Origin of the sequence: Pantoea sp. SS70 (assembly GCF_029866845.1) — a bacterium.
Classification (GTDB): Bacteria; Pseudomonadota; Gammaproteobacteria; order Enterobacterales; family Enterobacteriaceae; genus Pantoea; species Pantoea leporis.
In genome coordinates this window covers 1,935,487-1,947,845 of sequence record NZ_CP117199.1, presented here as the reverse complement: position 1 = coordinate 1,947,845, position 12,359 = coordinate 1,935,487, and the positions used below count along the sequence as shown (strand labels likewise).

At 55.0% G+C, this 12,359-nt stretch carries 13 protein-coding genes; 1 reads left to right on the top strand and 12 read right to left on the bottom strand.

The window, feature by feature from the left end:
• Positions 1-41: 41 nt before the first annotated feature.
• From PO881_RS09090 to PO881_RS09050, 9 genes are all read right to left on the bottom strand, one after another.
• Positions 42-398: a hypothetical protein gene (locus tag PO881_RS09090; RefSeq protein WP_101764474.1), complete on the bottom strand. Its 357-nt coding sequence runs from the start codon at positions 396-398 to the stop codon at positions 42-44.
• 224 nt (positions 399-622) lie between these two features.
• Positions 623-1,417: an SDR family oxidoreductase gene (locus PO881_RS09085; RefSeq protein WP_277974826.1), complete on the bottom strand. Its 795-nt coding sequence runs from the start codon at positions 1,415-1,417 to the stop codon at positions 623-625.
• Between the two features lie 124 nt (positions 1,418-1,541).
• Positions 1,542-2,126, bottom strand: coding sequence for a glucokinase (locus PO881_RS09080; RefSeq protein ID WP_101764475.1), 585 nt, complete (start codon positions 2,124-2,126; stop codon positions 1,542-1,544).
• Positions 2,123-2,560 (bottom strand): PTS sugar transporter subunit IIA, encoded by a 438-nt coding sequence (locus PO881_RS09075; RefSeq protein WP_101764476.1) that lies wholly within the window; start codon positions 2,558-2,560, stop codon positions 2,123-2,125. The genes PO881_RS09080 and PO881_RS09075 overlap by 4 nt, the downstream gene beginning before the upstream one ends.
• A 9-nt stretch (positions 2,561-2,569) precedes the next feature.
• Positions 2,570-2,839 carry a hypothetical protein gene (locus PO881_RS09070; protein ID WP_277974825.1) on the bottom strand — a complete coding sequence of 90 codons (270 nt, stop codon included), beginning with the start codon at positions 2,837-2,839 and terminating at the stop codon, positions 2,570-2,572.
• Positions 2,840-2,901: 62 nt separating this feature from the next.
• A complete protein-coding gene (locus PO881_RS09065; RefSeq protein ID WP_101764478.1) occupies positions 2,902-3,744 on the bottom strand; it encodes a class II fructose-bisphosphate aldolase in 843 nt (280 codons plus the stop codon).
• Complete coding sequence (locus tag PO881_RS09060; protein WP_008110085.1) at positions 3,731-5,104, bottom strand: PTS sugar transporter subunit IIC; 1,374 nt, start codon at positions 5,102-5,104, stop codon at positions 3,731-3,733. The genes PO881_RS09065 and PO881_RS09060 overlap by 14 nt, the downstream gene beginning before the upstream one ends.
• Positions 5,097-5,411, bottom strand: coding sequence for a PTS sugar transporter subunit IIB (locus tag PO881_RS09055; protein ID WP_008110086.1), 315 nt, complete (start codon positions 5,409-5,411; stop codon positions 5,097-5,099). Before PO881_RS09055 ends, PO881_RS09060 begins: the two co-directional genes overlap by 8 nt.
• A 10-nt stretch (positions 5,412-5,421) precedes the next feature.
• Positions 5,422-6,402, bottom strand: a complete 981-nt coding sequence (locus PO881_RS09050) for a 6-phosphofructokinase (RefSeq protein ID WP_101764479.1) — start codon at positions 6,400-6,402, stop codon at positions 5,422-5,424.
• Between the two features lie 433 nt (positions 6,403-6,835).
• Here PO881_RS09050 and dld point away from each other — a divergent pair, with 433 nt between their 5' ends.
• On the top strand, positions 6,836-8,536 hold the full coding sequence (gene dld / locus PO881_RS09045) for a D-lactate dehydrogenase (protein WP_280172789.1): 1,701 nt from the start codon (positions 6,836-6,838) through the stop codon (positions 8,534-8,536).
• Between the two features lie 97 nt (positions 8,537-8,633).
• On the opposite strand, the gene pqqF is transcribed toward dld, so the two are convergent.
• Genes pqqF through pqqD form a run of 3 tightly spaced genes read right to left on the bottom strand, consistent with a single transcriptional unit; the run spans position 8,634 to position 12,356 of the window.
• The gene (pqqF, locus tag PO881_RS09040; RefSeq protein ID WP_280172788.1) at positions 8,634-10,952 is read right to left on the bottom strand and encodes a pyrroloquinoline quinone biosynthesis protein PqqF; all 2,319 of its coding nucleotides are present in this window, start codon (positions 10,950-10,952) and stop codon (positions 8,634-8,636) included.
• Entirely contained in the window at positions 10,952-12,091 is a 1,140-nt protein-coding gene (gene pqqE / locus PO881_RS09035) for a pyrroloquinoline quinone biosynthesis protein PqqE (RefSeq protein WP_280172787.1), read from the bottom strand. Before pqqE ends, pqqF begins: the two co-directional genes overlap by 1 nt.
• Positions 12,078-12,356 carry a pyrroloquinoline quinone biosynthesis peptide chaperone PqqD gene (gene pqqD / locus PO881_RS09030; protein WP_061720121.1) on the bottom strand — a complete coding sequence of 93 codons (279 nt, stop codon included), beginning with the start codon at positions 12,354-12,356 and terminating at the stop codon, positions 12,078-12,080. Before pqqD ends, pqqE begins: the two co-directional genes overlap by 14 nt.
• Positions 12,357-12,359 lie beyond the last annotated feature (3 nt).

Sequence of the window (12,359 nt, the reverse complement as noted above, 5' to 3'; positions counted from 1 at the left end):
TCCAGTGAATAACAGGGTTTACGCGATGTAACGCGCAGGTGTTATTCCCGGAAGACGCAAAAGGTCAGATGCCGCCGTCGCAGAGGTGGAAACAGCGGTGCGCGGCGATAGCCGACGCAAGTGGTGGTTTGTGTGAAGGTGGCGATCAGTGCCAGCAGCAACAGCAGGAAAGGCAATGCGGTATCAAGGATTGGCGCGGCGGCACTCAGCGATTTTGCGCTCAGCGCACAGGGTTTTTCGCTGCCGCTGGCATCATCACTGCTGTTGGTGTGCGCGGACGCGCTGACCTGCGCTAAAGGTGCGGAAGGCAAATTGAAGCTGCGCTGGACGAGACAAAACGCCAGCACCAGACAAACCAGTGCCAGAATCCATTTTGCGCGTGATAGCGATATCGTCATGCCGCAGCCTCAGAGAAAAGTGCGGGTATTTTAAGCATCTGCAGCAGAAACACCAAGCTTTGCTGTGTAAACTTTTGTCTTTGTGGTGCTCAACGCAGATCCGGCATCGTAGCGGCGCGATTTATCGCGCATCTAAACGAAGGCATATTATCCATCTAAACACGACGCAATCTATGGCGCCGCTACGATGATTGCGTCCATCAATATTTTATCGTTATACGGCGTTAAACAATATCATCCACCACGCCACCATCGACGCGCAGCGCGGCACCGGACGTCGCCGACGCCTGTTGCGAGCAAACATACACCACCATATTCGCCACCTCTTCCACCGTGGCGGCGCGTTGGATCACCGAACCTGGCCGCTGCGCCATCACAAACTCTTTCGCCAGCTCTTCCAGCGGCTTACCGGTGCGCTTCACCTCATCTTCCATCATCGCGGCAAAGCCATCAGAGAGCGTTGGGCCGGGCAACACGCTGTTTACCGTCACGCCGCTGCCCGCCACCACTTTTGCCAGACCGCGCGCCAGCGATAGCTGCGCCGTTTTACTCACGCCGTAATGCAGCATATCGGCGGGAATGTTCAAGGCTGATTCCGAGGAGATAAACACCACGCGGCCCCAACCACGCTGCACCATCTCCGGCAATAAAGCCCGTGACAGGCGCACGCCGGACATCACGTTGGTTTGCCAATAGGCGTCCCAGGTGTCGTCATCCACTTCATAAAAATCCTGCGGACCGTAAATCCCGGCGTTATTCACCAGAATATCAATTGGCGGCAAGCCGTTAAGCAGTTGCTTTACGCCCTGGGCACTGCCGAGATCGGCGATAAAGGTGTGAATTTTGGCGCCCGCCACTAATCCGTTGAGCTTCTCGCGCGCACGACTCACCGAGGCTTCACTGCGCCCGTTCAGCACCACTTCCGCCCCGCTGGCTGCCAGACCTTGTGCAATGGCAAAACCGATACCGCCAGTTGATGCGGTAACTAAGGCTGTTTTTCCGTGTAAATCGATATTCATCGTGCTTTCCTCTGTGAGCGTAATCACAAAGCCTGGTTCAGACAGGAGAAGATGCATTGACGAATCATGCGATGGTGCTGTCGGCCACAGGGCTGATGTGCGTTCAGCCTGCTGCCGACATTATTTAGCCCGAGGCCGATAAAGCCGGTTGAGCGCTGATCGGCAGCCGCAGTTGACGCTGTAACCAGGCGCAGGCTGCCGCCTGATCCGGATTGCGTGCGTTAAGCTGCAACACCGGACCCAGCGCCATCGGTTGGGCGGTTTCTGCTAACTTGCGCAGTTCTGGCAGATACTCCGCGCCCGGATGTCCCGGCATGCGATCGGTTAAACGAGCCTGATAACGCGCTACCGCCTCATCCGGCGTGATCGCCAGCCACAGCTCCAGCACCCGCGTCACGCCCGCCTGCTGCAATCCCTGCTGCAGCACCTCTTTCGGCTGGAAGCCAAACCAGGCATCGATGACATAGATACAACGCGTCGGCGCTTGCGCCACCACTTGCCAGATCGCCTGATACGCCGCACAACCTAACTGGCGATTGCGCAGGCGATCCACCGGCGCAAAGCTGGCCATAAAAGGCTCTTTCAGGCTATCCAGCGTCAGCACCGGAAAGCCGAAATGCTCGGCCAGCGCGCGCGTTAGCGTGCTTTTGCCGGAAGCCGGAATGCCATTCACCAGCACGACAATTTTCTCTTCTGTGTCGGTTGTCATAGGATTTCTATCACCTCCGCGGCACTGCTGGCCTTTCGCAGTCGCACCAGCGTCTCCTCATCCTCCAGCAGCGTAACAATCGCGCGGATGCCCTCTTCAATGTGGGCGTTACTGTCACGCGCACCGAACATAATCACGATGTCGGCTTTGTCACTGCCGTCGAATGAGATCGGCTCATCCAGCACAATCATGCTGAAACAATCTTTCAGCACGCCGGCCTCCGGCCGCGCATGGGGAATGGCGATGCCCTCCTCAAACACGTAATAGGCGCCATGCTCCAGCGTGTTAGCGATCACCGCTTCCGGGTAACTGGCTTTGATGTAACCGCCATTCACCAGCGGCAGCGCCGCCAGCGCGATCACTTCGCGCCAATCCCTGGCGCTGATCCCCACCTGAATCGCACTTGCCTCCTGCAGCAGCTGTTTAATACTCATACTGCCTCCTTAAAACGATTTGCGAATGGTGTTACGCAGTTCATCAATTTTGACAAACAACGGATCAATTTCCTGACGATAGTGTCGACTTTTGGCAAAGATATTTAATGCACGATTATATTCCAGCATTAATTGTTTTTGCGTGTCTGCCGCCTGCGGATTACTAGCCAACTGTTGTTCCAGTTCGCTTATTTTCCCGCTGATGGTTTCAGCCTGAAGATCTATTTCCTGTGAATCCTGGCTCTTATTATCAGAGCCCTTTTTCAAGAATCCAAACATAGCATCTCCTGCCCCGAATGGCGCCGGGCACCTCAGGTTGTTACGTCATGAGTAAGTCGGAATTAGCGGAACAGTTGAATCTTTTCTACCAGCACATTGGTAACGGCATCGTTGGCCGGCACAAGGAAATTACGCACGCTGTCGTTGACCTTGCCCTTTTCAAACGTCTGCTTGCAGTTTGCAACCCACTGCACATTCATCTCGGTGCCAACGTTGACTTTCTCAATCCCGCTGCGCACTGCAAGACGCATATCTTCATCGCTGACGCCGGTACCGCCGTGCAGCACCAGCGGCGTTTTAGTGGCATCGGTAATTTCCGCGAGGCGCTGATGCTGAATATGGGCTTTACCGGTGTACAAGCCGTGCACCGTGCCGATGGAGATCGCCAGCATATCGACGCCGGTTTCATCGACAAAGCGTTTGGCTTCATCGACGGTGGTAAACGCCGCATCGTTCATTTCCACCTCTTTGCCATCTTCCGAACCGCCAATCGCGCCCAATTCCGCCTCAACCGAAACCGCCAGCGGGCGCGCCATATCAATAACACGGCGCGTATTGGCGATGTTCTCTTCAATCGGTAAATGTGAACCGTCATACATAATTGAACTGAAGCCCGCATCCAGCGCGGTTTGGATAGCGTCCAAATCCGAACAGTGATCGAGGTGCAAACAGGTCGGCACGTTACGGCTTTCAGACAATGAGCGAATCGCATCCACCAATAATTTATGTCCGAGATATTTGGCGGTTCCGGTTGAGATCTGAATCATTAATGGGCTATTCGTTTTCTCCGCTGCTTTAAAAAAGGCGGGCAACATTTCCAGGCAGTGCAAATTAAAGGAACCGAGCGCTTTAAATTCACGTTCTTTAGCCACCTGTAACAGATCGGTAAAGTTATAAAGTTTCATGGAGCTTTTCCTCATGGGATTTAGACTTGGTGGATTTTCCGTTAACAAACCAGGCGATGAGAGTAATAAAGGCGATAAACAGCGCGACGAACAGCCAGTTATTCTGGAATGCATGGCCGAGCACCAGGCCGGTACTGATGACATCCGAATCACTGAAGGTGACGCCGGTAAAACCGTAGCTTTCCAGCATCGGCACCAGAATCGCCGGCAGGAAGGTAATGAACAGACCGTGCACGAAACCGCCGATCATTGCGCCGCGACGCCCACCGAGCGCATTACCGAACACGCCTGCGGTGCCACCGGCAAAGAAGTTAGTCAGCAATCCTGGCAGAATCATCGCCAGACCAAACATCGGGAACACCAGCATGCCAACCACCGAACCCAGCGTGGTGGCGAGGAAGCCGACGATCACCGCGTTCGGGGCGTACGGGAACATCACCGGGCAGTCGAGCGCCGGTTTTGCATCCGGCACCAGACGCATGGCGATACCACGGAAAGCCGGCACCAGTTCGTTCAGCAACAGACGCACGCCGCTATACAGCACGAACACACCGCACACGAACTGAATCGACTGCATAAAGGCGTACATCAGGTAGTTCATGCCGTTGCTGTACTGGCCGATAAATTCCGGACCGGCGGCGACCGCAGGGATCAGGTACATCGGCACCATCACCACCGCCATCGACAGATAGGTGTCCTGCAGGAATTTAAAGTTGTCGGGCAGTTTGAGATCTTCGGTGGAGCGTGACCCTTTGCCCACCACCTTTGCCACCGCCGCCGTTAGCAGATAGCCAATGGTGCAGAAGTGCCCGAGCGCCACGTCGTCAGAATCGGTGATGCGGCGCACCACCGGTTGGGCCAGCGCAGGCATCACCACCGCCATAATGCCGCCAAAAATGCCGCCGGTAAGGATCAGAGGTAAACCTGTCAGCCCCGCTTTATAGCCAATCACCGCACCGATGGTCGCCATCCACAGCAGCGCCTGTCCGGTAAGGAAGATGTATTTGAACGGTGTCAGACGCGCAATGATGATGTTGACGATAAAGATCACCAACAGCGTCAGCGCCACTTCTGAACCCAGCTCGCGGTTTGCTAACCCGGCAATGGCGGCAACGTCGGTGATATAACCCTGCATGCCAAAGCCGTGGGTGAAAATGGTGTTCAGGAAGGTCAGCGTACCGACAATAATGTTGATACCGGCCATCATAATTAAGAAACCGAGCAGGGTTTTAAAGGTGCCTTCCACCACCTTGCCCGCCGATTTTTTTTGCAGTAGCAGACCAATCAGGGCAATAAAGGCGATCAGTATCGAAGCCTGCCCCAATAAGTCTTTTACCAGGAAGTCGATGACACTATTCATGATTAGCAACCTTTAAGTTACGTTCTTTCATAAACGCCACGATTTTCTCTTCAATTTCCGCTTTGTCGGTCAGCTTATTGAGAATAATCACCCGCTTGATCTGTTCCGGGCTGGCATCGGCATTTAACACATCAGCAAAGGCTTTCTGGGTTAAAATCATGTCGGATTTAAAGGCGTTGGCTTCAGAAATGGTGGTGTGATCAATATCAGCATCAATTTCGAGTTTCTTTAATACTGACTTGGCGCTCATTTCAATCGCAAAGCTTGAACCCAAACCACATCCACAGACACATAATATTTTCAGCATGGCTATTTCCTCACAGAATTTGCAGTTGTTTAGCGAGTTTATAATGATGCCCTTCCGTATCGACCAGGCGTTTTTTCATGCTTATTAAATCAATCGGAATCGGTCGATTACTGCCATTAATAATCACCGCTTTATTGCGCATTCCCGACTGAATACAACGCGCGACTTCACTGGCCATAATGGTGCCCTGATAAATCTCTTCACAGGTAGGATCGCCATTACGCAGGCCATAACCGATAATCGTTTTACGAATACGCACACCAATTAACGGTTCGATTTGTTTAATTAAGGTATCGATAGCACCCTGAAAGCCCGGTGAATATTCACGGGTGTAGCCTTCTGAGCACAAAATTATTACGCTGTTCTGCGCCGCCAGCCGCTGCGTGATGCGCTCCGCCAGCTCCTGCGGTGCAATCTGGCATTCCGGTATCAGCGCGAAATCGGCATTGGATTTGATCGCTGACTGCAAGGTTAATTCACCGCAATAACCACCCAGCAGCTCCACCATAAATACACGACCGGTTAAGGCGCGGCCGGTATTACGTAACTTCGCCACCTCTTTTAACACCTGCTCACAGGCGGTGGAGAAACCGATGCTGTAATCACTGCCAAAGACATCGTTATCGATGGTCATGCCGACGCCAAAACAGTTGACACCAAATTCGCTCAGCGTATGCAGGAATTGTAATGAACCATCTCCGCCCGCCATAATTAATACATCGATGCGCAGCGATTTAAGGTGTTTGGCGATCATCTCATATTCCGGGCGAATTAATTTCCTGCTGGTTCGTCCCGATTGCATCACCGGAATAGCGGCGATGGCGTAATCCACTAAATCACGTTGGGATATTTCCTGATGATTGTTTTCCAGCAAACCTGGAATACCACCATTAAATAACACCATTTCCGCTTGAGTTAAGCGCGATATTTGATACACAAAGTTATTAATCCCGGTGACATCGCCACCGCTGATCACCATGCCAATTCTCATTGTCATCATCCTTTATGCTGTGCGTCTGGAATTCATTCTTCCGATTAACCGCATTGTTATTTGCAACGAATGTCACACTTTTGCGATGAATTTCCCGAGTGAGATAATTGACAGCATCCAACAAAGGCTTATTTTTGTGATATAAATCACATGGCATTTTTCACCTTAAAACCTTAATAACAAATAAAATCATAGGTTTATATTTATTTTGCGCAGTAAAATCAGCAAGCCAAATAAACGCGCCCTTGGCGATTTTTATTTCGATCTATTTTGTGATTTCCCGCGCATTTTTATCGGTTCCTGCCGGTTATTCCGTAAAGTAAAAAGGGATAATGATTCCGTGCGTTATTTACGCGTCAGGGCCAGTGAATGATTGACTCAGTGCAGCTGCGCTTGTCCAATACCGTGGCAGATAAAGAATAAAGAAGAGAAAATGAGCATGCAGAAGGATATGTTGCGTAAGTTGGCCGCGGTGGTAGGTGACAAACAGTTATTAACCCATGCGGATGATAAAGCCTGGTACATAAAGGGGTTCCGCGTCGGGCGCGGTGACGCGCTGGCGGTGGCGTTACCGCAAACCTTGTTGCAGCTGTGGCAAACACTGCAGGTGTGCGTGGCGCACGATGTGATTGTGTTGATGCAGGCGTCAAATACCGGCGTCACCGGCGGCTCAACGCCCGACGGCAATGATTACGACCGCGATATCGTGATCATCAGCACCCGCCAGCTCAAAGGCGTGCAGGTGATCGATCAGGCGCGCCAGGTGATCGCCTTCCCCGGCACCACCTTGACCGAACTGGAGCACACCTTACAGCCGCTCGGTCGAGAGCCGCACTCGGTGATTGGATCATCCTGCATCGGCGCGTCGGTGGTCGGCGGGATCTGTAATAATTCCGGCGGCTCGCTGATTCGGCGCGGCCCCGCGTTTACCGAAAAATCCCTGTTCGCCCGTATTCATGAGGATGGTCGCCTGGAGATGGTTAATCACCTCGGCATCGAGTTGGGCGACACGCCAGAAGTGATGCTGGCAAATCTCACGCAGCAGCAGTATCAAACCGGCGAGCAAGCCGACTGGCAGGGTAAAATCTGGGCTGATGACTACGCCGACCGCTTACGAGATGTGACCGCGGATTCCCCAGCACGCTTCAATGGCGATCTGCGCTACCTGCACGACAGCTCGGGCAGCGCCGGTAAAGTGGTGGTGTTCGCTGTACGCTTGCCCACCTTCGAAGCCAGCGCCGGCAGCGACACCTTCTACATCGGCACTAACGATGAGAGCGTGCTGGTGGCGCTGCGCCGTTTCCTGCTAACCGAAATGAGCGAACTGCCGCTGCAGGCGGAATATATCCATCGCAATGCCTTCGATTTAACCGTGCGCTATGCCAAGCATATGTATCTGGCGATTCGCAAACTGGGCCCGCAGGCCATTCCGCAGATGATGGCCAATAAAGCCAAATGGGATGTGCACGTCAGCCACCTGAAATTCCTGCCGCGCAATTTTGTTGATCGGGTGCTGCAATTCTTCAACCAGCTGACGCCGAGCTTTATCGCGCCGCGCATCATGGATTACCGCAGTGAATATCAACATCATCTGATGATCAAAGTGGAGTCGCCGCAAACCGCCGAATTACAGCGCTTGTTGCAGCAATTCTTTGCTGAGCAGCCAGGCGGCTTTTTCCGCTGCAATACGCGTGAAGCGACAGATGCGTTTTTGGTGCGTTTCGGCGTGGGCGGCTGCACCATTTCCTACTGCGATGCGCTGGGCTATAACCCCAACGAACGGCTGGTGGCGTTTGACGTGGCGCTGCGTCGCAATGATGACGCGTGGCGTTTGACGCTGCCCGATCATCTGGCGGCGCAGGTACAGGTTGATTCGTGTTGCGGGCACTTCTTCTGCTTTGTCAATCATCAGGATTACGTGCTGAAATCCGGCTACGACGCGAAAGTGTTTAAGGAAGAGGTGAAACGGTATCTGGAACAGCGCGGCGCGAAATATCCCGCTGAGCACAATGTCGGGCACCTTTATCAGGCGTCGTGTGAGCATGTCGCGCATTGGAAACAGCTTGATCCCACCAACAGCTGTAATCCAGGGATTGGTAAAACCAGTAAGAAGAAGTTTTGGCGGGAGATGTAGCATCGCACGTAGAGTGCGCATTCATGCGCACTCGGTCACCATAAATAGCGACCCTACGTAATGACGAATAATTTCACGTACGTTTCGGTTGAATCTTTCAGCTTTGATTGACCAAAATCAACCAGCGATGCCGTTCGCGCAGCAGACGCTGATGCAGTTGCTCAAGCTGCTGCAGCGTCAGTGCCTGAATAGCCGCGCGATTGAGAGTGGCCAGGCCGTGCTGCTGGCGCAGGGTTTCGAGTGCGGCCTCGCCATTGTCTTTGCTTGCGCATTGCGTCATTAAGCTTGCCTGCCATGCCGCCAGCTTTTGCGGCGAGATTGCCGCGATCTCGGAGACCATCTCACGCATAAAGCGTTTGCAGTGACCCAGCAGCGCGCGCCAGGAGATATCCGGTGATTGCAGCGCCAGCATCAAGCCATCCACATCCGCCACCCGCTGATAGCGCGCCGACACCACATAGCCAATTTGCTGATCCACGCGCAACCGCTGGAAGAAGCGCGTTTCCAGCATCAGCGCCAGCACGCGTAAAGCGGCCAGGCTGGCATCGTCGGCCTGCGGTAACGGCATAAACAGCAGCAGCGCCTGATCGCGCCCGTCGCAGGCGATGGGCACGATGCCGTGTTGCAGTCGTGCCGGCGGCGTGTCGCGCGCCAGATCCGGCGTAAAATCGCTGAGCAGATGCGCCACGCGCTGGCTTAATGCGGTATTGGTGCCGCACCATGCCGCCAGCCATTGTGGCGCGGGTAATGGCTTGATCAAGCGAGTGGGCAACGCGGCGAGCAATTGACGAATCACAATCGAAGGGGTATTCGCTGCGGGTTGCGCCAGCATCGGCGTGTTCAGCGCCAGTAATGCCTGATGCACGCTAAACAACGCGCGATCGGCGGATGCAGGCAAATTGAGCAGCAGCTGCCAGCTGGCATGCGTCTGTTGCCAGCTGCCGTTGCCACCCGCGTGGCGCAATTCCGCCAGCAACGGGCGTAACTGGCACTGCCGCGCCTGCGCGTCTTCCTCACTCAAGGTCTGATAAAACGCCGGACGCAGCAGCAGCGTTTCAACCTGTTTTACCGGTGCAATCAGCGGCAACGGCTGCGCCACGGGCGAGAGACGAGGGAGCGGAACAGCGGCTGAAGCAGGATAGAAGTGAAACGCTGCGGGTTTGGTCGCAGCCAACGACGGCGGCAGCCACTCGGCCAGTTGCAAGGTAAAGCCCTGCGTGTGATGCGGTGCGCCGTCAATCTGTTGCTGCGTGAGCAGACGCGTGCGCGGACAATCTGGCAACGCTGCGGCAAAATCCGTGAAATTGTCTGGCAGCGCGCAACCCGTCGCGAAGCCCAACGCCCGGCCGCGCAACTGTTCCAGCGGCGACAAGCTCGCGAAATCCTGCTGCGCGAGCTGTGCGTAGTGCTGCAGCTGAAGCGCATTACATTCAGTTAACGCAGCCAGATGCTGCCAAACGCGTTGCTCAATCTGTTGCGCCTGCGCCGGGGAAATGCGCCTGGCGCTAAAGCGCAGCGCCAATAACGCTTGTTGCTCATCTTGCCATAACCAATGCGCGTCAAAGGTTTCGCATAACGCCTCAGCGCGCAACTGCGCCAGCAAGCTGCCGGGCGCTTCGTCCTGCCAGAATGCTTTTAATAATGTGACATTGTCACGCACGGTCTGCTCATCGCCCGCCACCAACATCGTCAGCCAGAAATTTTCTTCACCGCCTGATAGCAGTAAACGATCGTCTTGCAACAGCGTAGCTTTAACAGCCGCAGCGCGTTCTCCACCCGCCAGCAAACTGCCGCCGTAGCGTGCCGCCAGCTGTTCGAGATCATTCAGTGATTGCGGGCCTTGCAGCCAAAGTTCCATGTTTTCAGCGCAATACAAGCGGCTATGGAAATCGCGTAGTGCGAACTGCAACGCCGTGACATTGTCACCAAAAGCCTGCCGACTGCCGACTCGGAAGCGCTGGAAACGTTCCGGCAACTTATCCAGCACGGCAGCTTCACTCAGCGTGTCGGCATGGTTTTGCAGCAGTTGATACTCAGCCTCAATCACCGCCGCTTCCTGCTGAATGGCCTGCGCCGTCAGCAACGGTGACGCCAACATATCGCACAGCCGCTGCACGCCCGCTGACAACGCTGCGGCTGGGAGCTGAAAGAAATAGGCGCTGCGGCTCAACTGCGTGGTGGCGTTCACCTGGCCGCCCTGCTGCTGCAGCCACGGCATCAGGCGATCGTCGCCGTGAAAAGCTTCGCTACCGCAAAACAGCAGATGTTCCAGCAGATGTGCCAAACCCGGCCAGCGATCCGCTTCATCCAGACTGCCGGCCTGCACGCGCATCAGCGCCGCTGCCTCATGCGCGTCGGGCTGATGATAAAGATGGCAGCGCAGGCCGTTGGTGAGCGTGAGCTGGCGCGCGTGCATCAGGTAACGCGCTGCTTAAAGATCAGTTCGGAGTTGCTGCGATTGCGGAACTGCAGCTGCTGGATTTTGATGTCGCTGCAGTTGGCTTCGCGACGTGCTTCGAGGATCTTGCCGTGATGCGGCGATTTGCTGCACACCGGATCGGTGTTATCGGCATCGCCGGTCATCATAAAGGCCTGACAGCGACAGCCGCCAAAGTCTTTATCTTTCTCATCGCAGGAGCGACAGGGTTCCGGCATCCAGTCAAAGCCGCGATAGCGGTTAAAACCAAACGAGTTGTACCAGATATCGTCCAGCGTGCGTTCCAGCACCGACGGGAACGCAACCGGCAGCTGACGCGCGCTGTGGCACGGCAACGCGGTGCCGTCAGGCGTGACGCTGAGGAAGATCGATCCCCATCCGCCCATGCAGGGTTTCGGCCGCTCTTCATAGTAATCCGGCGTCACGAACAGCAGATTGGTGAGATTGCCGCTGGCGCCCATGCGCTGACGATAATCGGCCACCACCGCTTCGGCGTTGGCGATCTGCTCGCGCGTCGGCAGCAATCCTTCACGATTGAGCTGCGCCCAGCCATAGAATTGGCAAGTCGCCAGCTCGACATCGTCGGCTTCCAGTTCGATACAGAGATCGATGATCTTGTCGATCTGGTCGATATTGTGGCGATGCAGCACGAAATTCAGCACCATCGGATAGCCGTGCGCTTTCACCGCTTTCGCCATCTCCAGCTTCTGCTGGAAAGCCTTTTTTGACCCGGCCAGCGCCGCGTTCAGCGTTTCATCGCTGGCCTGGAAGCTGATCTGGATATGATCGAGTCCGGCGTCGGCAAAGGCATCGAGTTTTTTCGCCGTCAGGCCGATGCCGGAGGTGATCAGGTTGGTGTAGAAACCGAGATCGCGCGCGGCGCGAATCAGCTCCGGCAGGTCTTTACGGGTTAGCGGTTCGCCGCCGGAAAAACCGAGCTGCACGCTGCCCATGGCGCGCGCCTGACGAAACACCTCAATCCACTGTTCGGTGGTCAGCTCTTTCTCCTGCTGGGAAAAATCCAGCGGATTGGAGCAATACGGACACTGCAGCGGGCAGCGATAGGTCAGTTCTGCCAGCAGCCACAGCGGTGGCGTCACGCTTTTACTCGGGTTCACGACACTGTATCCATTTTTGTTCGATGGCGGATTGCAGGAACTCTTTGACGTCGTCGCCGACACCGCCCGCGTCCGGAAAACGCGCATCCAGCGTGGCAACGATCGCCGCCACATCCTGTTTGCCATCCACCAGTTCGAGGATCGCCACGGCGGTCTCGTTCAATTTGGCCATGCCTTCCGGATAGAGCACCACATGGCTATCCTGCGCCGCTTCCCACTGCATGCGGTAGCCGCGACGGAAAGCCGGAATCACATTATCTTTCATGTT

Bases quoted from the DNA above. Each gene is read 5' to 3' on its own strand.
- pqqD (WP_061720121.1), bottom strand. From the start codon at position 12,356: ATGAAAGATAATGTGATTCCGGCTTTCCGTCGCGGCTACCGCATGCAG.
- PO881_RS09060 (WP_008110085.1), bottom strand. From the start codon at position 5,104: ATGAATAGTGTCATCGACTTCCTGGTAAAAGACTTATTGGGGCAGGCT.
- PO881_RS09055 (WP_008110086.1), bottom strand. From the start codon at position 5,411: ATGCTGAAAATATTATGTGTCTGTGGATGTGGTTTGGGTTCAAGCTTT.
- PO881_RS09080 (WP_101764475.1), bottom strand. From the start codon at position 2,126: ATGACAACCGACACAGAAGAGAAAATTGTCGTGCTGGTGAATGGCATT.
- PO881_RS09050 (WP_101764479.1), bottom strand. From the start codon at position 6,402: ATGAGAATTGGCATGGTGATCAGCGGTGGCGATGTCACCGGGATTAAT.
- PO881_RS09065 (WP_101764478.1), bottom strand. From the start codon at position 3,744: ATGAAACTTTATAACTTTACCGATCTGTTACAGGTGGCTAAAGAACGT.
- PO881_RS09085 (WP_277974826.1), bottom strand. From the start codon at position 1,417: ATGAATATCGATTTACACGGAAAAACAGCCTTAGTTACCGCATCAACT.
- PO881_RS09090 (WP_101764474.1), bottom strand. From the start codon at position 398: ATGACGATATCGCTATCACGCGCAAAATGGATTCTGGCACTGGTTTGT.
- PO881_RS09070 (WP_277974825.1), bottom strand. From the start codon at position 2,839: ATGTTTGGATTCTTGAAAAAGGGCTCTGATAATAAGAGCCAGGATTCA.
- pqqF (WP_280172788.1), bottom strand. From the start codon at position 10,952: ATGCACGCGCGCCAGCTCACGCTCACCAACGGCCTGCGCTGCCATCTT.
- dld (WP_280172789.1), top strand. From the start codon at position 6,836: ATGAGCATGCAGAAGGATATGTTGCGTAAGTTGGCCGCGGTGGTAGGT.
- PO881_RS09075 (WP_101764476.1), bottom strand. From the start codon at position 2,560: ATGAGTATTAAACAGCTGCTGCAGGAGGCAAGTGCGATTCAGGTGGGG.